At 68.0% G+C, this 17,403-nt stretch carries 19 protein-coding genes; all 19 read right to left on the reverse strand.

Going from position 1 to position 17,403, the window contains the following annotated elements; genetic code table 11:
- Nucleotides 1-8 precede the first annotated feature (8 nt).
- The 19 genes from CK944_RS04000 to cyoB all read right to left on the reverse strand — a co-directional run bounded on the left by CK944_RS04000 (nt 9) and on the right by cyoB (nt 17,397).
- Nucleotides 9-356, reverse strand: a complete 348-nt coding sequence (locus CK944_RS04000) for a hypothetical protein (protein WP_103171754.1) — start codon at nt 354-356, stop codon at nt 9-11.
- Between the two features lies 1 nt (nt 357).
- The gene (locus tag CK944_RS04005) at nt 358-1,326 is read right to left on the reverse strand and encodes a DnaJ C-terminal domain-containing protein (protein WP_371411645.1); all 969 of its coding nucleotides are present in this window, start codon (nt 1,324-1,326) and stop codon (nt 358-360) included.
- A gap of 25 nt (nt 1,327-1,351) precedes the next feature.
- On the reverse strand, nt 1,352-2,410 hold the full coding sequence (locus CK944_RS04010; protein ID WP_103171755.1) for an aldo/keto reductase: 1,059 nt from the start codon (nt 2,408-2,410) through the stop codon (nt 1,352-1,354).
- A 60-nt stretch (nt 2,411-2,470) separates the two neighbouring features.
- Nucleotides 2,471-3,223 carry an ABC transporter ATP-binding protein gene (locus CK944_RS04015; protein ID WP_103171756.1) on the reverse strand — a complete coding sequence of 251 codons (753 nt, stop codon included), beginning with the start codon at nt 3,221-3,223 and terminating at the stop codon, nt 2,471-2,473.
- 43 nt (nt 3,224-3,266) lie between these two features.
- Nucleotides 3,267-4,145 (reverse strand): ABC transporter ATP-binding protein, encoded by an 879-nt coding sequence (locus CK944_RS04020; protein WP_103171757.1) that lies wholly within the window; start codon nt 4,143-4,145, stop codon nt 3,267-3,269.
- On the reverse strand, nt 4,142-5,062 hold the full coding sequence (gene nikC / locus CK944_RS04025; RefSeq protein ID WP_103171758.1) for a nickel transporter permease: 921 nt from the start codon (nt 5,060-5,062) through the stop codon (nt 4,142-4,144). Before nikC ends, CK944_RS04020 begins: the two co-directional genes overlap by 4 nt.
- Entirely contained in the window at nt 5,059-6,039 is a 981-nt protein-coding gene (locus tag CK944_RS04030; protein WP_371411646.1) for an ABC transporter permease, read from the reverse strand. The genes nikC and CK944_RS04030 overlap by 4 nt, the downstream gene beginning before the upstream one ends.
- A gap of 123 nt (nt 6,040-6,162) precedes the next feature.
- Nucleotides 6,163-7,761, reverse strand: a complete 1,599-nt coding sequence (locus CK944_RS04035) for an ABC transporter substrate-binding protein (RefSeq protein ID WP_103171759.1) — start codon at nt 7,759-7,761, stop codon at nt 6,163-6,165.
- Nucleotides 7,762-7,854: 93 nt separating this feature from the next.
- Nucleotides 7,855-9,015 carry a BatD family protein gene (locus CK944_RS04040; protein ID WP_103171760.1) on the reverse strand — a complete coding sequence of 387 codons (1,161 nt, stop codon included), beginning with the start codon at nt 9,013-9,015 and terminating at the stop codon, nt 7,855-7,857.
- On the reverse strand, nt 9,009-9,623 hold the full coding sequence (locus CK944_RS04045; RefSeq protein ID WP_103171761.1) for a hypothetical protein: 615 nt from the start codon (nt 9,621-9,623) through the stop codon (nt 9,009-9,011). The genes CK944_RS04040 and CK944_RS04045 overlap by 7 nt, the downstream gene beginning before the upstream one ends.
- Nucleotides 9,620-10,519, reverse strand: coding sequence for a VWA domain-containing protein (locus CK944_RS04050; RefSeq protein WP_103171762.1), 900 nt, complete (start codon nt 10,517-10,519; stop codon nt 9,620-9,622). Before CK944_RS04050 ends, CK944_RS04045 begins: the two co-directional genes overlap by 4 nt.
- Complete coding sequence (locus CK944_RS04055; RefSeq protein ID WP_103171763.1) at nt 10,507-11,454, reverse strand: VWA domain-containing protein; 948 nt, start codon at nt 11,452-11,454, stop codon at nt 10,507-10,509. Before CK944_RS04055 ends, CK944_RS04050 begins: the two co-directional genes overlap by 13 nt.
- A complete protein-coding gene (locus CK944_RS04060; protein WP_103171764.1) occupies nt 11,451-11,789 on the reverse strand; it encodes a hypothetical protein in 339 nt (112 codons plus the stop codon). Before CK944_RS04060 ends, CK944_RS04055 begins: the two co-directional genes overlap by 4 nt.
- Nucleotides 11,786-12,619, reverse strand: a complete 834-nt coding sequence (locus CK944_RS04065; protein WP_239985951.1) for a DUF58 domain-containing protein — start codon at nt 12,617-12,619, stop codon at nt 11,786-11,788. The genes CK944_RS04060 and CK944_RS04065 overlap by 4 nt, the downstream gene beginning before the upstream one ends.
- Complete coding sequence (locus CK944_RS04070; RefSeq protein ID WP_103171766.1) at nt 12,613-13,572, reverse strand: MoxR family ATPase; 960 nt, start codon at nt 13,570-13,572, stop codon at nt 12,613-12,615. Before CK944_RS04070 ends, CK944_RS04065 begins: the two co-directional genes overlap by 7 nt.
- A gap of 101 nt (nt 13,573-13,673) precedes the next feature.
- Complete coding sequence (locus tag CK944_RS04075; protein ID WP_205049002.1) at nt 13,674-14,357, reverse strand: SURF1 family protein; 684 nt, start codon at nt 14,355-14,357, stop codon at nt 13,674-13,676.
- A complete protein-coding gene (locus tag CK944_RS04080; protein ID WP_103171767.1) occupies nt 14,354-14,770 on the reverse strand; it encodes a cytochrome o ubiquinol oxidase subunit IV in 417 nt (138 codons plus the stop codon). The genes CK944_RS04075 and CK944_RS04080 overlap by 4 nt, the downstream gene beginning before the upstream one ends.
- Nucleotides 14,770-15,387 carry a cytochrome o ubiquinol oxidase subunit III gene (gene cyoC / locus CK944_RS04085; RefSeq protein WP_103171768.1) on the reverse strand — a complete coding sequence of 206 codons (618 nt, stop codon included), beginning with the start codon at nt 15,385-15,387 and terminating at the stop codon, nt 14,770-14,772. The genes CK944_RS04080 and cyoC overlap by 1 nt, the downstream gene beginning before the upstream one ends.
- Before the next feature lie 3 nt (nt 15,388-15,390).
- A complete protein-coding gene (cyoB, locus tag CK944_RS04090) occupies nt 15,391-17,397 on the reverse strand; it encodes a cytochrome o ubiquinol oxidase subunit I (protein WP_103171769.1) in 2,007 nt (668 codons plus the stop codon).
- Between the last annotated feature and the right edge of the window lie 6 nt (nt 17,398-17,403).

Here is a 17,403-nt window from a genome sequence, read left to right on the forward strand (position 1 = left end):
GAAACACCTCAGCCCCTGCCCGTCACCCTGATGCTGCGGACATGGGTCATGATGCGGCCGCGCACCTCGTCGGGTTCGGTCGCGACGGCCTGGATCAGCGCGCGCATGTCGCCGCGCGCGGTGTTCAACTGGTCGATCAGCGACATGACCATGGCCAGCGCATCGTTGGGCAGGTCATAAACCTCGGACAGGTCGCAGAGCAGTTGCAGCCGGGCCAGATCCGCCTCGCTGAAGGCCTGGCCCTGGGGGGTCTGCAGGGGGGTCACGACGCGGGCGGCCACGAAGGATCGCAGCCGGGCGGGGTTCAGGTCGTCCAGGATCGCCACCACCTCGGTTTCCGAGAAATGACGGGTCATGTCACTTGCCCCCCATCTTCATGCCTGCGCGCGGATCATGGGGATGGTTCTTGCGCCATTCCTGGAAGAAGCGGGCCAGATCGTCGTCCACCTTGGGCGGCATCACGATCTTCAGTTCCACCTGCTGGTCGCCCCCGTTGATGCCGCGCCCGCGCAGCCGCAGCTTTTGACCGCTGGTGGCGCCCTTGGGAATGGTCAGGTTGACCGGCCCGTCGATGGTCGGAACCGCGACCTTGCCGCCCAGGACCGCCTCGTCCAGGCTGATCGGCAGGGTCAACAAGATGTCGTCGCCGTCGCGCCGGAAATCGGGATGCGGGGCCACGCTGATCGTCAGATAAGCGTCGCCCGGCCCACCCTCGCCCAGGCCCTGCCCGCCCTTGCCCTTCAGCCGGATGGTCTGGCCGTCGCGGGTGCCCTTGGGGATCGTCACCTCCAGATCGCCGCCTTCGGGCAGGGTGATGCGGGTCTTGCCGCCCTTGGCGGCGGTCAGGAAATCCACCTGCAGCGAAAAGCGGTAATCCTGCCCGCGCACATGAAAGTCGCGCGGATCCTCGGGGCCACGGCCGAAGCCGCCGAAGCCGCCAAAGCCGCGCCGCCCGAACAGGTCAGAAAAAACGCCCGACAGGTCGGGATCGGATTCGAAGCCATAGCTGCGGGCATAGGGATTGCCCGCCGCCTCGGCATGGTCGCGCCACGGTCGGCGCTGCGCGCGTTCCTGGCCTTGGGCGTCGATTTCCCCGGCGTCGAAGCGGCGGCGTTGTTCGGGATCCTTCAGCAGGTCATAGGCGGCGGACGCGGCCTTGAAGCGGGCAGTCGCCGCCGGATCGGGATTCAGGTCGGGGTGATCCGACTTGGCGATCCGGCGATAGGCCTTCTTGATCTCGGCATCGGTTGCCGATTTCGTCAGCCCCAAGGCTTCATACGGATTGCCCGCCATCACCTGTTCCCCCATTTCATCGCCTGTGTTCAAGAAGATAGGGGATGGCGGCGGTTCATCAATAGGGCAGCGGATACTGCTTGTGCAGCCGGTCCACGGCCTTGCGCAGATCGTCGGGCAAGAGCTTGCCCAGACCCGCAAGGAGGTGGTCCAGCTGGTCCATCCGCGTGGCCCCGATGATCGGGACGACCTTGAAAGGCCGGGTCAGTTGCCAGGCGATCGCCATGTGGACCCCGTCCCAGCCGTGATCCGCCGCCAGCCTGTGATAGGCTTCGGTCGCGGCGATGGCTTGCGGCGTCTTGCGCCCGCCGAGGTTGCCCTGCCCGCCCGTGGCCTTGTCCACAGCCGCCCGGCTGCCTTCCGGCACCGCGCCGCCGGAATACTTGCCGGTCAGCAGACCCGCGGCCAGCGGGGAATAGGCTAGCAGCGTCACATCCTCGTTCACGGCCGTTTCGGCCAGGTCGGTGTCATAAAGGCGATAAAGCAGCGAATATTCATTCTGAATTGCCGCCATGCGCGGCGCGTCCAGCCGGTCGGCCATGTCGCACCAGCGGGCCAGGCCCCAGGCGGATTCGTTCGACAGCCCCACGGCGCGGATCTTGCCCGCCTTCCGGGCATCCGACAGCGCCCCCAGGACGTCGGCCATGTGGTCCAGCGTCCGCTGCTTGGATTGCTTCGAGGGATCATAGGTCCAGTTCTGGCGAAAGGCATAGCTGCCGCGCACCGGCCAGTGCATCTGGTAAAGGTCGATGCGATCCGTCTGCAGCCGCTTCAGCGAGGCGTCGATGGCCTTGGCGACAATGGCGCCGTCATAGGGTGCATTGTCACGGACCATCTGGCTGGGACCGGTGATCTTGGTGGCGATCTCTACCCGGTCGCGGTTGCCGCTGCGGGCCAGCCAGTTGCCGACGATGGTTTCCGTCAGGCCGATGGTTTCGCGCCGGACGGGGTTCACGGGATACATCTCTGCCGTGTCCATGAAGGTGATGCCCGCGTCCAGGGCGCGGTCCATCTGGGCATGGCCCTCGGGTTCAGGGGTCTGGTTGCCGAAGGTCATGGTGCCAAGGCAGATCTCGCTGACCTCGACATCGCTGCCGCCCAGTGTCACGCGCTTCATGGTGCATCCTTTCCTGCTGTCGCGCGCACGTTAGCGATAGCACAGGGGGACGCAAGCGGGTCAGGCACGGGCATAGCCCTGGGACGCGGCGATCAGCTGCCGGGTATAATCCTGGCGCGCGGTGCCCCGGCGCAGGGCGTCAACCTCCATCACCTCGACGATGCGGCCGCCCTGCATGACGGCCAGCCAGTCGCACATATGGCCCACGACGGCCAGGTCATGGCTGACCATCACATAGGTCAGGCCGTGTTCGGCGCGCAGGTCGGCCAGCAGGTTCAGGATTTCGGCCTGCACGCTGACATCCAGCGCGCTGGTGGGTTCGTCCAGCAGCAGCAGGCGCGGTTCGGCGGCAAGCGCGCGGGCGATGGCGACCCGCTGGCGCTGCCCGCCCGACAACTGGTGCGGATAGCGGAAGCGGAAGCCGCGACCCAGGCCCACATCGTCCAGAAGCCGCGCGATGCGGCGGTCGATGTCGTCCATCCCCTGCAGGCGCAACGTTTCCGACAGCACGGCATCGACCGAATGGCGCGGATGCAGACTGGCATAGGGATCCTGAAAGACCATCTGCACGGTCTTGTAGAAAGCCCGGTCGCGTCTGCGCGCGGCCAGGGGCCTGCCCGCGACGCTGATGGTGCCGGACCAGGTGTCGATCAGCCCGGCGATGGCGCGCAGGATGGTGGACTTGCCCGACCCGGATTCGCCCACAAGGCCGAAGCTTTCACCTTGAGCGACGCTGAAGCTGGCGTCCTGCACGGCGTCCACGCGGTCAGGGTGGTGGCCGAACCAGACGTTCAGGTGATCGACCGTCAGCATGGGCGGCTCCGGCGGGATTGGGTATTTGGACAACGGAGAAGCATCAGAGGCCACCCGGAAATTCGGTTTCCAGGCTTTCGGTGATCGTGTCGCCGTTGCGCCAGCTGTCCTGGCGCTGCAGGACCGGCAGGCGGTCCACCGGCGCGTCGAGGCGGGGCAGGCTGTTCAGCAGGCCCTGGGTATAGGGGTGGCGGGCCTGGTGCAGGTCGCGTGCCGCCAGCGTCTCCACGATCCGGCCCGCATACATGATCAGCACGCGGTCGCAGAACTGCGCGACCAGGTTCAGGTCGTGGCTGATGAAGATCAGCCCCATGCCCCGGTCGCGGACCAGACGGTCCATGATGTTCAGCACCTCAGTGCGGACGGACACGTCCAGGGCCGAAGTCGGTTCGTCCGCGATCAGGATCTCGGGGTCGGGGGCCAGCATCATGGCGATCATGATCCGCTGGCCCATGCCCCCCGACACCTCGTGCGGATAGGCGCCCATGACCCGTTCGGGATCGCGGATCTGGACGGCGGCCAGCATGTCCAGCGCCTTTTGCCGGGCGGCGGCCCGGTTGCCGCCCGCGTGCAGGCGATAGGCCTCGACGATCTGGTCGCCGATGGTCATCACCGGGTTCAGGCTGAACTTGGGGTCCTGCATGACCATGCTGATCCGCCTGCCCCGGATCTTGCGCATCCGGCGTTCGGGCAGGTTCAGGATCGACTGGCCCTCAAGCTCCATCCGGTCGGCGGCGACGCGGCCCGGCGGGCGGACAAGGCCCAGGATCGCACGGCCCGTCATCGACTTGCCCGACCCGGATTCGCCGACCACGCCCAGCCGTTCGCGGCCCAGGTCGAAGCTGACGCCGCGCACGGCCTCGAATGTGCCCTGGCGGGTCGGAAAGGTCACGCGCAGGTTGCGGACGGACAGCAGCGTCATTCCTTGGCCCCCTTGGGATCCAGGACGTCGCGCAAGCCGTCGCCCAGCAGGTTGAAGGCCATCGAGACGATGAAGATCGCGATCCCCGGCATGGCAGCAACCCACCAGAAATCCAGGATATAGGTCCGCCCGTCGGAAATCATCGCCCCCCATTCCGGCATCGGCGGCTGCGCGCCAAGGCCCAGGAAGCCCAGGCCCGCCGCCGACAGGATGATCCCCGCCATGTCCAGCGCAACGCGCACGATCAGCGAGGAAATGCACAGTGGCCAGATATGCCTGATCAGCAGCCGCAGCGGACCCGCCCCCTGCAGGCGCGCGGCGGCGATGAAGTCGGCATTGCGCACGGTCAGCGTCTCGGCCCGTGCAAGGCGGGCATAGGGGGGCCATGCGGTCAGGGCCAGCGCCAGGACCGCGTTGCCGATGCTGGGCCCAAGGGCCGCCACGAAGGCCAGGGCCAGGATCAGCTTGGGGAAGGCCAGGAAGATGTCGGTGATCCGCATCAGCACCTGGTCCACCCAGCCGCCCGCGAAACCCGCCACCGTGCCGATGAACAGCCCGATGATCGGCGCGATCAGCGCCACGGTGCCGACGATGAACAGCGTGATCCGCGAGCCAAAGATCAGGCGGGACAGGATGTCCCGGCCAAGCGCGTCCGTGCCCAGCCAGTGTTCGCTGGATGGCGGTTGCAGCCGGTTCGCGAGGTTCTGGGCAAAGGGGCTTTGCGGCGCGATCCAGGGGGCAAGGATCGCCATGCCGATCAGCCCGACCAGCACGATCAGCCCCAGCATCGCCAGCTTGTTGCCCCGGAAGGTCAGCCAGCCTTGGTAAAGCGCGCCAAGCCGCGCCTGCCTGCGGGTCTGGGGCGCATCCGACAGCAGCCATTCTTTTCGGGATGGGGCGGGTCTGGCCTGGTTCATTTCGACCTCGGGTCGAGGACGCGATACAGGATGTCGCTGAACAGGTTCAGCACCACGAAGCAGGTGCCGACGACCACCGTGCCGCCCAGGACCGCGTTCATGTCGCCCGACAGCAGCGCCTTGGTGATGTATTGGCCCAGGCCCGGCCAACTGAAGATGATCTCGGTCAGGACGGATCCTTCCAGCAGCGACCCGAAGGACAGCGCGATCACGGTGATCAGCGGGATCTGGATGTTGCGAAAGGCGTGGCGCCAGATCACCGCGCGTTCGGACAGCCCCTTGACGCGGGCGGTGGTGATGTATTCGGCCGAAAGCTGTTCCAGCATGAAGCTGCGCGTCATGCGGCTGATATAGGCCAGGCTGAAATAGCCCAAGAGGCTGGCGGGCAGGATGATGTGGCTGAAGGCGTCCTTGAAGGCGCCCCAGTCGCCGGCGATCAGCGAATCGACAAGGATCAGCCCGGTCACGGTCGGCACCATCCCGTCATAGATGATCCCCTGCCGCCCCGGCCCCCCGACCCAGCCGAGGATGCCGTAGAAGACCAGAAGCCCCATCAGCCCCAGCCAGAAGATCGGCATGGAATAGCCCACAAGCGCAACCACGCGGGCCACCTGGTCGATGATCCCGCCCCGGCGCGCGGCGGCGATGACGCCCAGCGGCACGCCGACCAGCACGCCGATCAGGGTGCCCAGGGTCGCCAATTCGAAGGTCGCGGGAAAGACGCGCCTGATGTCGTCCACGACAAGCTGGCCGGTGGAGATGGACCGGCCGAAATCGCCTGTCAGCACATCGCCCAGATAGCGCACGAATTGCACATACAGCGGCTGGTCCAAGCCCATGGCCTGATAGGCGGCGTCGTATTGCGCCTGGGACGCGCGGTCGCCCACCACCTTCAGCACCGGGTCGATGGGCATGACCCGGCCGATGATGAAGGTGACCAGCAGCAGACCCAGCATGGTCAGGGCCAGCGACAACAGCGTGCCGCCGAGGCTGCGGGCGCGGCGGCGCCGGGCGGCGGCGCGGTGGTTGGGCGCATCGGGCTTCGGCGCGGGGGACGGCGCCCCCCGGCCGGCGGCATCGGTGTCGGAAACGGCCAAGCCTTATTCGCCCTTCGTGACCTGCCGATACATAACCGAGGTCACGGACCCGCCGGAATTCCAGTTCTGCACGGTGTCGCGCAGGCCGGTGTTCTCGACCCGCTGGAACAGCGGCACGATGGGGGCCTCGGCCTGATACTGCTTCTGGATGTCGATATACATCTGGGCGCGCTTGTCGGCGTCCTGTTCCAGGGTGGCGGCGACCGTGGCCTCGTTCATCTCGGCCGGGACTTCATAGGCGTTGCGCCAGGCCAGAAGGCCGGTCGCCTGCGCTTCGTCGCTGTTGTCGGGGTTATAGGCGAAGGTCGCGGCATTGGTGTTCGGGTCCGAATAATCCGGGCCCCATTCGCCCAGGAAGATCGGTACGTCGCGGGCGCGATAGGCGTCCAGCACCTGCGCGCCGGTCATCTGCTGGATTTCCAGCGTCAGGCCTGCCTCGGCCATGGATGCCTGCAGGGCCTGGGCCACGTCCACATATTCGCGCAGGTCACGGACCTTGGTGGTGATGGTCTTGCCGGACATCCCCGCCTCGTCGATCAGGGCCTTGGCCTTGGCGACGTCATAGGTCCAGGGCATGTCCTCCAGCGCGCCCAGGTATCCCTTGGGCAGGAAGGACTGGTGCGGCACGAAGGTGCCCTTGAGGAAGCTGTTCGCGATGCCGTCGTAATCGACCAGGTGCTTCATCGCCTCGATGACCTGGGGGTTCGACAGGACCGGATCCTTCTGGTTCAGGCCCATGTACAGGATCCGGCCGCGCGGTTCGTCCTGGATCTTCACGCCCTCGACCGTGCCCACGGATTCCACGTCGGTCGGCGACAGGTTGCGGGCGGCGTCGATGTCGCCCTGTTCCAGCAGCAGGCGCTGCGCGCTGGATTCGGCGACGTTGCGGACCACCACGCGCTTCATCGCGGGGGCGCCCTGGAAATAATCCTCATAGGCGGTGAACTGCACGGCCTCGTTCGGGCGCCAGCCGGCCAGGACATAGGGGCCGGAACCCGCCTCGTTGGTGTTCAGCCAGGTATTGCCCAGGTCGTCGCCCTGGGCATTCGCCATGACCGTTTCCTTGTCCACCACACTGGCGATGTTGGCGGTCAGGCAGTTCAGCACGAAGGTCGGCGCATAGGGCTTGTCCAGGTGCAGCGTCAGGGTCGTGTCGTCGAAGGTGATCTTTTCTTCCACGTTGTCGGCGGTGAAGCCGAACTGGGTCAGGATGAAGGCCGGCGTCTTGTCCAGCTTGACCGCGCGCTGCAGCGACCAGGCGGCATCCTCGGCCCGGACCGGGTTGCCGGAATGGAAGGTCACGCCCTGGCGCATGGTGAAGGTGATGGACATGCCGTCCTCGGACACTTCCCAGCTTTCGGCCAGGGACGGCTTGAAGCCTGCTTCCATGTCCAGCGGGTCGAAATCGACCAGACGGTCATAGGTGTTCTGGTTCACGTCATTGCCCGAGAACTCGAAGCTTTGGGCCGGATCCAGGCTGATGATGTCGTCGATGGCGGCGGCCACGACCAGCGTGTCGGCAGGCGTTTCCGCCCAGGCCGCAGGCGCGATGGCCAGGGCCGATGCCAGCAGGATCGCGCGCGGGGTCAGAAGATGTTTCATGGTGGTTCCCTGTTTCCCTGGTCCCCGCGTCGGGGCGGGGTTGCATGGCCTGCAGGGTGGCCCAAGGCGGAACGACTGGCAAGTCCCAGGTGGTCAGCCCCGTCGCAATGTCCGGCTGAACGCCGCCAGCCAGCGGCGGGCGTCAAAGCCGGGCGGGGGATCGGGCGCATAAAGCTGACGGTCCAGTTCGGCCAGGATCGGCGGCGCGGGCTGTCCGCGCCAGCGCAGGTGCCGGTCGGCGGCGTCGCGCAGGGCGGCCAGATCCCCAGCATCGGCTGCCCGGCGCATGGCGCGGGCATGGGGGCCGGGCAGCAGGCGGCGGAGGCGCGTCCTGATCGCCGCCACGGGCAGCAATCCCTGGCCGTGCAGCATCAGGCCAAGCGACGCCGCCATGCCCCCGCCCAAGGCCAGCGCGGCCAAGGGCCAGTTGCGCCAGGCTATCTGGTCGGAGGCGCCGAAGTTCGACCCGAAGCCCGCAAAGCCGAAGGGAATGGGCTTCAGCGGCGCGACCTCGACCTGTCGGTGGTCGGTGTCGAACCAGGGGAAGGCCTGGGCATGAAGGATGGCGGGTTCGCCGGTGCGGGGGCGCAACTGCCATTCCCAGACCACGCGCGCGACCGGTCCCGCCTCGGTCAGGACGGTTTCGCGGGTTTCGGGCTGGCTGAACAGGATCAGCCAGGGTTCGGACAGGTCGGGACGGGCGGGCAGGTGATGGGCCAGGGCGCCGACCGCCTCGATGGTGACACGGCGGGTCAGGATCTCGTCCTTCTTCAGCCGGCCTGGTTCGGCGGACAATTCGTCGGTCAGCACCAGCCGGCTGGCCGACAAGGGCGGCGTGTCGGCCGGAAAGGGCCTGACCCCCAGGGTGATGGGCGCGGCGGTGACGGTGGTTTCCGCACGCTGGCCGTTGTTCTGCACATAGGTCAGCTTGTGGCTGATCGGGCCGACCTGTATCGCCCCCTCGCGGCGGGGGAACAAGGCGATCTTGCGTTCGAAGATCTGCAACAGCCGCCCGTTCACGCGATCCTTGTGCCAATCGTCCCGCGCGATCTGGATCCAGTCGTAGTCGGGCGAATTCGGGAACTGCATATCCTCGAGCGAAACGGTTAGGTCGTATTCGCCCCGGATCGTCAGTTCGACCATTTCCGACACGACCGGGTTGCCGTGGTCGTGCAGGATCATCAGGCGCGTGTCGCCCTGGGCTAGGACCGCGCCCGCCATCACCAGCCATGCCAGGATGATGCGGATCACCATGGGTCGCCCTCCTCGGGGCGGATCAGGCCCATCTGGGCGCGCCGGTCGAATTCGGCGCGGATGCGCAGCTTCAGGAACTCGCCCGGGTCGTCGGTGATGGCCTCCAGCCATTGGTCGGTCGCGGCCAGGCCCTTGGCATCCAGCCGCCGTTCCCATTCCGGCCCCGACGCATTGGCCAGAAGATCCGAGATCGGGATATCCCCCGCGTCCAGCCCCCCTGCCCCCTTGATGCGGCCCGGCACGGTGGAATCGCCGCGTTGCGGGGGGTACATCGCGGCGACAAGGTCGCGGTTGCGCCGCGCCTGTTCGTCGGCGGGATTGGCAAACAGCATGGCGTCGAAATAGGCGACCGACAGCGGGTAATCCCCCAGGGCCGCCAGCGACAGCCCCCGGTTATAGGTCTGCGTCCGCCCCGCCTGGGCGAAGGCCGCATCCGCGCCCGCATGATCGCCCAGCCGATACAGCGCCACGCCCCGCGCCGCCGGATCGGACAACAGCCAGGCGGCAGGACGGTCCAGCCCGGCATGCAGGGCCAGCCGCCCCAGCGCACCGGGCCCCGCGACCGCAAGGGCGGCAAGACCGGCGATTGCCACCAGCAGGGGCCTCATTCCAGCCTCCGCAGCATCACCAGCAGGGCGGGCAGCGCCAGCATCGCCAGCCAAGGTCCAAGGTCGCGGTATTGCAGGGCTTGCAGGACCGGATCGCGAACGGACCCGCCGCTGCGGATCAACCGCGCCGCCAGCCGGTCCGACTGATCCCAGGACGCGGCCTCACCGCCGCGCAGCAGGCGGTCCAGGGTATCGGGGGCCGGGGGCGGCCCATCCGCCGCACGCCCGTCCAGCCGCAGGGCCGAGATGCGCACCCCCTGCCCCGCCAGCCGGTCGGCCTCGGCCAGGGCCTGGCTGTCCACCCCGCCGCCGTCGGAAATCAGCACCAGATCGGCGCGGGGCAGCCCGGCCAGCATCTGCGTCGCCATGCCGATGGCCGCCGCCGGGCGGCTGCCCTTGCCGGGCATGGTGTCCGCATCCAGGACGCCGATCTGCGTCTGCAATGTCGCGATGTCCAGCGTGGGCGCCGATGCGGTGAACGCCTCGCCGCCATAAAGGATCAACCCGACCGGTCGGCCGGACAACCCCTGCGCCAGCCCCGCGGCGGCGATCTTGGCCTGATCCAGTCCCGCCCCCTGCGCGACCGAGGGGGACAGATCCACCGCAAGCACCACCGCATCGGCCTGCGCCAGCACCGGCGCATCGGTGCGCGGCAGGGCCGGACCCGCAAGCCCGCAGATCAGCAGCGCCAGCGCCAGGGGTGCCAGCAGCCGCATCCACAACGGCTGCCGACCGCCCAGATGCCCCAGCGCCTGCATCGCCCGCAGCATGTCACGGGGCATCACGCCTTCCCATCCCCCGGCATCGGGTGACCGCGCCAACCGCATCAGGACCAGCCCCGCCAGCGGCAGCAGCGCCAGCAGCCACCAGGGTCGCAGAAGGATCAGCCCGTCCATCCGCGCCGCCTCCCCGCGATCAGGAACAGGCACAGGGCGGCGACCGTCGCGGGCCAGACCCACAGGGGCTGCCACAGCCGCATCGGCGGGCGGGCCGAAGGGTTCGGCTCCAGCCGGTCCAGGCTTTCCGCCACGGCCTGCAGGTCGTCGGTGCCGCGCACGCGGAAGCTTTCGCCATCCGCCACCTGGGCCACCGCGCGCAGGGTCGCCACATCCACGGCGTCGCGCGATTGGGGCTGGTTTTCCAGATCCTCGGGGCCAAGGGCGATGGAGTGGACGCGGATGCCGTGGTCATGGGCCAGCCGCGCGGCCTCGATCGCGGGCACGGTCCCCGAGGTGTCCACCCCGTCCGACATCAGCACGATCACCCGCGTGGGCGCATCGCTGCGCGACAGGCGTTTCGCGGCCAGGCCCAGCCCGTCGGATATGGCGGTGCCGCGACCGGAAATGCCGATCTGCGCCTCGGTGATGGCGCGGGCCACGGCATCCACGTCGAAGGTCAGCGGCGCCGCGAAATAGGCGCGTTCGCCAAAGATCACCAAGCCGATCCGGTCGCCCCGCCGCGCGGCGACAAAGGCAGATGCGGTGCGCTTCACCGCCTCCAGCCGGGTGACGGGCTGGTTGTCAAGGAAGAAATCTTCCTTCAGCATGCTGCCCGACAGATCCATGACCAGCACGATGTCGCGCCCCGATGCCGGGATCACGTCGCTGGCGACCTCGATCCGGGGACCGGCCAAAGCCAGGACCAGGGCGATCCAGGCCAGCCCTGCCAGCCAGGGACCGCGCCTGCGCACCGCAGGGGCCGGCCGGGCCGCCTGGAGCAGATGCGGCGGCAGGGTCAGCGCGGGCCGGGGCACGTCCAGGGACGGCAGCAGGCGGCGGACGACCAGCGGCAGCGGCAGCAGAAGCAGCAGCCAGGGCCAGGCAAGGCTCATCCCCGGCGGGTCCGGCGCAGGGCGATGCGCTCGATGGCGGCATCGTCGGGGGCGGGGACCGCGCCATAGGCCGCGGCGTGCAGCGGTTCTGGAAGCTTGCCCAGAATGCGGGCGATGGCCAGGATGCGGGCCTCGGGCGCCATGCCGCGCGTGGCACGGATCAGGGCGCGGCGCGACGGCTTGCGGGCCGTCAGGGGCCGCAAGGCCAAGGCCACCAGCAGCCCGGCCAGCAGGCCAAGGCCCAAAAGCGCAAGCCCCTCGCGCCAGCCAAGCACCGCCATGTCCAGCGGCAGGCGCGGCGGCGAAAGCTGGGCCAGCAACTCCTCGCGCGTCATGGCATGACCTCGGTCACGGTGGCGCCCAGGGCGCGCAGGCGGGTCAGGTCGGCGGCAAGATCGGGAACCGCCAGACGGGCCAGGCGGCTGCGATGACCGTCGCTGATGGCCAGGGACCGGCCGGGGGGCTGCAACTCGGCCTCGTCCATGATCAGCGCCAGCGTCAGGGACCGGCGACGGGCCAGCGACGCCAGCATCGGCTCGGACCCCTGCCATCCATCGGGGCCGGTGGCGACCAGCACCTGCCCGCCCGAGGGCGACAGTCGCAGGACACGCGCCAGGCCCTCGGCCAGCGGCGGGACCGCCGGGGCCGCCAGCGCCTGGTCGTGCTGGTGGGCCAGGGCCTTGCAGATCGCGGACATGTGCCCGTCCCCGCCCGCGCCCGCGATCTCGCCCGCCCGCCCGCCCGCCAGCACCAGCGCCGCGACCGAACCTCCGCGCGCCGTTACGCGCCAGCCCGCCTGGGCCAGATGCCGCGCGGCACGGACGGACCGAAGCGCCGCGCCCGTGCCCCAAAGCATCGGCGCACGGAAGTCCGCCACCAACAGGATCGTATCGTCGCGATCCTCGTGCAGGCTGCGGATATGGGGATGGCCGGTGCGGGCGGTGGCGGCGGGGTCCAGCCGCCGGGGATCGTCGCCCGCGACATAGGCGCGGATTTCGCGAAGGTCCATGCCCGCGCCGGGCGTCCGCGCCGGCACCGCGCCCGCGCGACGGGTCAGCGGGCGGTGCCGGCCCCGGTCGGGGGCCTGGTCGCGCAGGGCCAGAAGCTCGGCCGCCGTCAGGCGGATGCCCGGCGCGTCTGGCAGTCCGGCAGGCAAGGCTACCACGGGCGCACCTGGCGCAGGATCTCGGCCACGATGCCGCGGGCGGTACGACCCTCGCCGCTGGCGGACCAGGCGGGGATCAGGCGGTGCGACAGGGCGTCGGCGGCAAGCGCCTCGGCATCCTCGGGCAACCCGTGGTCGCGGCCGTGCAGCCAGGCGCGCGCCCGCACCCCCGCCGCCAGGGCCAGCGTCCCGCGCGGCGAGACGGGATGTTCCACCCATTCCGCCACCGCGCCGCCGGCCCGCGTCGCCATGACCAGCCGCACGATGAAGTCCTTGAGCGCGGGGGCCAGATGCACGCGCGCAACCTGCGTCCGCGCCTGGGCCAGGTCGGCGGCGCGGATCATCGTGCCCGCCTGCGCGGCCGGGGCGACCGCCTCGGCCTCGACCAGGTCCAGGATCGCGCGCTCGGCCTCGGCCCCCGGCAGGTCCAGCCGAAGATGCAGAAGGAAGCGGTCCAGCTGCGCCTCGGGCAAGGGGAAGGTGCCTTCATGCTCGATCGGGTTCTGGGTCGCCACGACCATGAAGGGGTCGGGCAGCGGGCGGGTGGTGCCGCCTGTCGTCACCTGTCCCTCGGCCATCGCCTCGAGCAAGGCCGACTGCACCTTGGGCGGCGCGCGGTTGATTTCATCGACCAGCACCAGGCTGTGGAAGATCGGTCCGGGAATGAAGTCGAAGCCGCCGGTTTCCGGCCGGAACACCTGCGTGCCGGTCAGATCCGAGGGCAGAAGGTCGGGCGTGCACTGGATGCGGGCGTGGCTGCCCGGCAGATGCGCCGCAAGCGCCTTGACGGCGCGGGTCTTGGCGATGCCCGGCGGCCCTTCGATCAGGACATGGCCCCTGGCCAAGAGCGCGATCAGCAGGCGTTCCACCAGAACGGCATGGCCGATCAGCGTGGCGCCGATCTCGGACCCCAGGCGGCGGACGGCATGGGTCGGTTCGCTGTGATCGTCCATCGCTTCCTCCCCTCGCGCTGAACTTGCCTACTGTGCAACTGCGTGGGATCGCGATCCAGTGCTAATGCGGGATTTTCCCTGCCACTTTGGTCGGAAAATGCCTAGCGCCGCAGCGCATAGGCCACCAGGACCAGCAACCCGCCCGCCATCGCGAACCAGGTCAAGGCATAGGTCAGGTGGGAATTGCGGAAGGCGATCACGGTCAGTCCGCCGATGGGTTGGGCATCACCCGCGCGGTCGGCGTCGATGAAATAGGGTGCGACATCGGCAAGGCCCAGCGTCGCGGCAATCGCCTGGGTGTCGCGGGAATACCAGCGGCCCGCATCCGGGTCGTTGGCGCGCAGGAAGGCGCCGCCGGGCTGCGACAGGCGTAACAGCCCTGTTACACCTTGCGGACCCTGCGGCAGCGGGCGGTCGTCGCGGCGGCCGGCGGCGACGAAGCCGCGATTGACCAGCACCGTCCAGCCGTCTTCGGTGACAAGCGGCGTCATCACCCAGAAGCCCGGCCCCCGTTCCGTCACCGCCTGCACAAGCACGTCGCTGTCGGGCCGGTATTCGCCCCCGACGCTGACGCGGCGGTATTCGGCATTCTCGGCCGTCAGCCCCGCCCATTCGCCAGGCGGCGGCGCGGGAACCGGGGCCGCCGCCACCCGCGCGTCCACGCGGGCGATCAGGTCGGTCTTCCAGGCCAGCCGCTGCACCTGCCAGATGCCAAGGCCCATCAGGACCAGGAAGACGATCCCCGCCGCGACCAGCAGGGCGACAGGGCGGCGGCGGGCGGTCACGATCCCAGTCCCAGGGCCTCGTGGTTCATCTGGGGCATCATGTTGGTGTTCATGTTGAACATGACCCACAGCGACCCGGCCAGGACGATGACCAGGATCACGACGGTGAAGATCAGCGCCATCATGGTCCAGCCTTCGTCGCTGCGCGTGTTCATGTGCAGGAAATAGACCATATGGACCAGGATCTGCACGATCGCCATGCCCACCACCACGGCGGCGGTCAGGAAGCGGCTTTCAAAGCCGCCGGCCATGACGATGGCAAAGGGGATCGCGGTCAGGATCACCGACAGCACGAAGCCCGTTAGATAGGACCGGACGCTGCCGTGGTCGTGGCCGTCGTCGTGATGGTCGCCATGCCGTTCGGCGTGGCGTTCGGCGCGGTGCTTGTCGCCCTGGGCTTCAATCGAGGCCATCAGATCATCCCCAGCAGATAAACGAAGGTGAAGACGCCGATCCAGATCACGTCCAGGAAGTGCCAGAACATCGACAGGCAGGCCAGCCGGCGGCGGTTGGCCGGGATTAGCCCGCGCTGGCGGATCTGGATCATCAGCGTGACCAGCCAGAGGCAGCCAAATGCCACGTGCAGCCCGTGGGTGCCCACAAGCGCGAAAAAGGCCGACAGGAAGGCCGAGCGCTGCGGCCCCGCGCCCAGGTGGATCAGGTGCTGGAACTCATAGATCTCGACGGCCAGGAACAGCAGCCCGAAGACCAGCGTGATCCCCAGCCACATCAGCGTGCCACGGGTGTTTTCCTTGACCATCGCCAGCATGGCGAAGCCATAGGTGATCGAGGACAGCAGCAGGAAGGCCGTGTTCAGCGCCACCAGTTCCAGGTCGAACAGGTCCTTGGGCCCCGGACCGGCGGCATAGCTGCCGCCCAGGACCCCGAAGACCGCGAAGAGCACCGCGAACATCAGGCAGTCGCTCATCAGGTAGATCCAGAAGCCGATGCTTGTGGACGCGCCCTCGTGGTGGTGGTGCGGCTCGACTTCCCAGAAGTCGCCGGGGGCCGTTTGGGTGGCTGTGTTCATGGATCAGACCCCTGCGCTTGCCAGCTGGCGATCGCGCGCGTCTTCCGTGGCGCGGACCTCCTCGGCCGGGATGTGGTAGTCGCGGGCATAGTTGAAGGTATGGATGATCGAGGCGATCACGATGCCCGCAAAGGACAACGCCGCCAGCCACCAGATATACCAGACCAGGGCAAAGCCGCAGATCGTGGACAGGCCCGCGATGATGACGCCCGTTCCGGTGTTCCGGGGCATGTGGATGGGCACATAGGTCGCGCGCGGCCGGGTCTGGCCGTAACGCTTCATGTCCCACCAGGTATCCAGCCCGTGGCTGACCGGCGTGAAGGCGAAGTTATAGGCCGGCGGGGGCGAGGATGTCGCCCATTCCAGCGTGCGCCCGTCCCAGGGATCGCCGGTCTCGTCCCGCAACTGGTCGCGCCGCGCGATGGAGACGCCGAACTGGATGAACATCGCGGCGATGCCGATGGCGATCAGGACGGCGCCGAAGGCCGCGATCACGAACCAGATCTGCAGGCTGGGATCGTCGAAGACCCGCACCCGCCGCGTCACGCCCATCAGCCCCAGGATATAGAGCGGCGCGAAGGCGACCCAGAAGCCCACGACCCAGAACCAGAAGCTGACCTTGCCCCACCACGGATCCAGCCGGAAGCCGAAGGCCTTGGGCCACCAGTAATAGACCGCCGCGAACAGCCCGAACAGCACGCCGCCGATGATGACGTTATGGAAATGCGCCACCAGGAACAGCGAGTTGTGCAGCACGAAGTCGGCGGGCGGCACGGCCAGCAGCACGCCCGTCATGCCGCCGATCACGAAGGTCAGCATGAAGGCGATGGTCCACATCATCGGCAATTCGAACCGGATGCGGCTGCGATACATGGTGAACAGCCAGTTGAAGATCTTGGCCCCTGTCGGCACCGAAATGATCATCGTGGTGATCCCGAAGAACGAGTTCACGGACGCCCCAGACCCCATCGTGAAGAAGTGGTGCAGCCAGACCAGATAGGACAGGATGGTGATGCAGACCGTCGCATAGACCATCGAGGTATAGCCGAACAGCCGCTTGCCGGTGAAGGTCGCCACCACCTCGGAATAGACGCCGAACAGGGGCAGGATCAGGATATAGACCTCGGGGTGGCCCCAGATCCAGATCAGGTTCACATACATCATGGCGTTGCCGCCAAGATCGTTGGTGAAGAAGTTGGTGCCGACATAGCGGTCCAGCGTCAGCAGGACCAGCGTGGCCGTCAGCACCGGGAAGGACGCCACGATCAGGATGTTCGTGCAAAGCGAGGTCCAGGTGAAGATCGGCATCCGCATCATGGTCATGCCGGGCGCGCGCATCTTGATGATGGTCACCAGCAGGTTGATCCCCGACAGCGTGCTCCCCACCCCGGCGACCTGAAGGCCCCAGATGTAATAGTCCACGCCCACATAGGGGCTGGACCCCAGGCCCGACAGCGGCGGGAAGGCCAGCCAGCCCGTCTGCGCAAATTCGCCCACGAACAGCGACGCCATGGTCAGCACCGCGCCGCCGACCGTCATCCAGAAGGACAGGTTGTTCAGGAACGGGAAGGACACGTCGCGCGCGCCGATCTGCAAGGGCACGACATAGTTCATCAGCCCCGTGACGAAGGGCATCGCCACGAAGAAGATCATGATGACCCCGTGGGCCGAGAAGATCTGGTCGTAATGGTGCGAATTCAGGTAGCCCTCGGACCCGCCGAAGGCGATCGCCTGCTGAAGCCGCATCATGATCGCGTCGGCGAAACCGCGCACGAACATGACCAGTGCCAGCACGACATACATGATGCCGATCTTCTTGTGATCGACCGTCGTGAACCATTCGTGCCACAGGTATGACCACAGCCGGTACTTGTGCAGCATCCACAACAGCCCGGCGCCGCCGATGGCGACGACCACGCCGGTGGCCCAGACAATCGGATCCTGCGGGATCGCGTTCCAGTCCAGGCGGCCCAGCAGGAAGGTTGTCTCGATATTGGAAGGGACTGCCATCTTCGG

Source organism: Paracoccus sp. SY, from assembly GCF_002901215.1.
Lineage (GTDB): Bacteria > Pseudomonadota > Alphaproteobacteria > Rhodobacterales > Rhodobacteraceae > Paracoccus > Paracoccus acridae.

What these genes read in the sequence shown, in the direction of transcription:
- CK944_RS04080 (WP_103171767.1), bottom strand. Translation starts at nt 14,770, where the DNA reads ATGGCCTCGATTGAAGCCCAGGGCGACAAGCACCGCGCCGAACGCCAC.
- CK944_RS04050 (WP_103171762.1), bottom strand. Translation starts at nt 10,519, where the DNA reads ATGGACGGGCTGATCCTTCTGCGACCCTGGTGGCTGCTGGCGCTGCTG.
- CK944_RS04045 (WP_103171761.1), bottom strand. Translation starts at nt 9,623, where the DNA reads ATGAGGCCCCTGCTGGTGGCAATCGCCGGTCTTGCCGCCCTTGCGGTC.
- CK944_RS04040 (WP_103171760.1), bottom strand. Translation starts at nt 9,015, where the DNA reads ATGGTGATCCGCATCATCCTGGCATGGCTGGTGATGGCGGGCGCGGTC.
- CK944_RS04035 (WP_103171759.1), bottom strand. Translation starts at nt 7,761, where the DNA reads ATGAAACATCTTCTGACCCCGCGCGCGATCCTGCTGGCATCGGCCCTG.
- nikC (WP_103171758.1), bottom strand. Translation starts at nt 5,062, where the DNA reads ATGAACCAGGCCAGACCCGCCCCATCCCGAAAAGAATGGCTGCTGTCG.
- cyoB (WP_103171769.1), bottom strand. Translation starts at nt 17,397, where the DNA reads ATGGCAGTCCCTTCCAATATCGAGACAACCTTCCTGCTGGGCCGCCTG.
- CK944_RS04010 (WP_103171755.1), bottom strand. Translation starts at nt 2,410, where the DNA reads ATGAAGCGCGTGACACTGGGCGGCAGCGATGTCGAGGTCAGCGAGATC.
- CK944_RS04015 (WP_103171756.1), bottom strand. Translation starts at nt 3,223, where the DNA reads ATGCTGACGGTCGATCACCTGAACGTCTGGTTCGGCCACCACCCTGAC.
- CK944_RS04000 (WP_103171754.1), bottom strand. Translation starts at nt 356, where the DNA reads ATGACCCGTCATTTCTCGGAAACCGAGGTGGTGGCGATCCTGGACGAC.
- cyoC (WP_103171768.1), bottom strand. Translation starts at nt 15,387, where the DNA reads ATGAACACAGCCACCCAAACGGCCCCCGGCGACTTCTGGGAAGTCGAG.
- CK944_RS04020 (WP_103171757.1), bottom strand. Translation starts at nt 4,145, where the DNA reads ATGACGCTGCTGTCCGTCCGCAACCTGCGCGTGACCTTTCCGACCCGC.
- CK944_RS04055 (WP_103171763.1), bottom strand. Translation starts at nt 11,454, where the DNA reads ATGAGCCTTGCCTGGCCCTGGCTGCTGCTTCTGCTGCCGCTGCCGCTG.
- CK944_RS04060 (WP_103171764.1), bottom strand. Translation starts at nt 11,789, where the DNA reads ATGACGCGCGAGGAGTTGCTGGCCCAGCTTTCGCCGCCGCGCCTGCCG.
- CK944_RS04070 (WP_103171766.1), bottom strand. Translation starts at nt 13,572, where the DNA reads ATGGACGATCACAGCGAACCGACCCATGCCGTCCGCCGCCTGGGGTCC.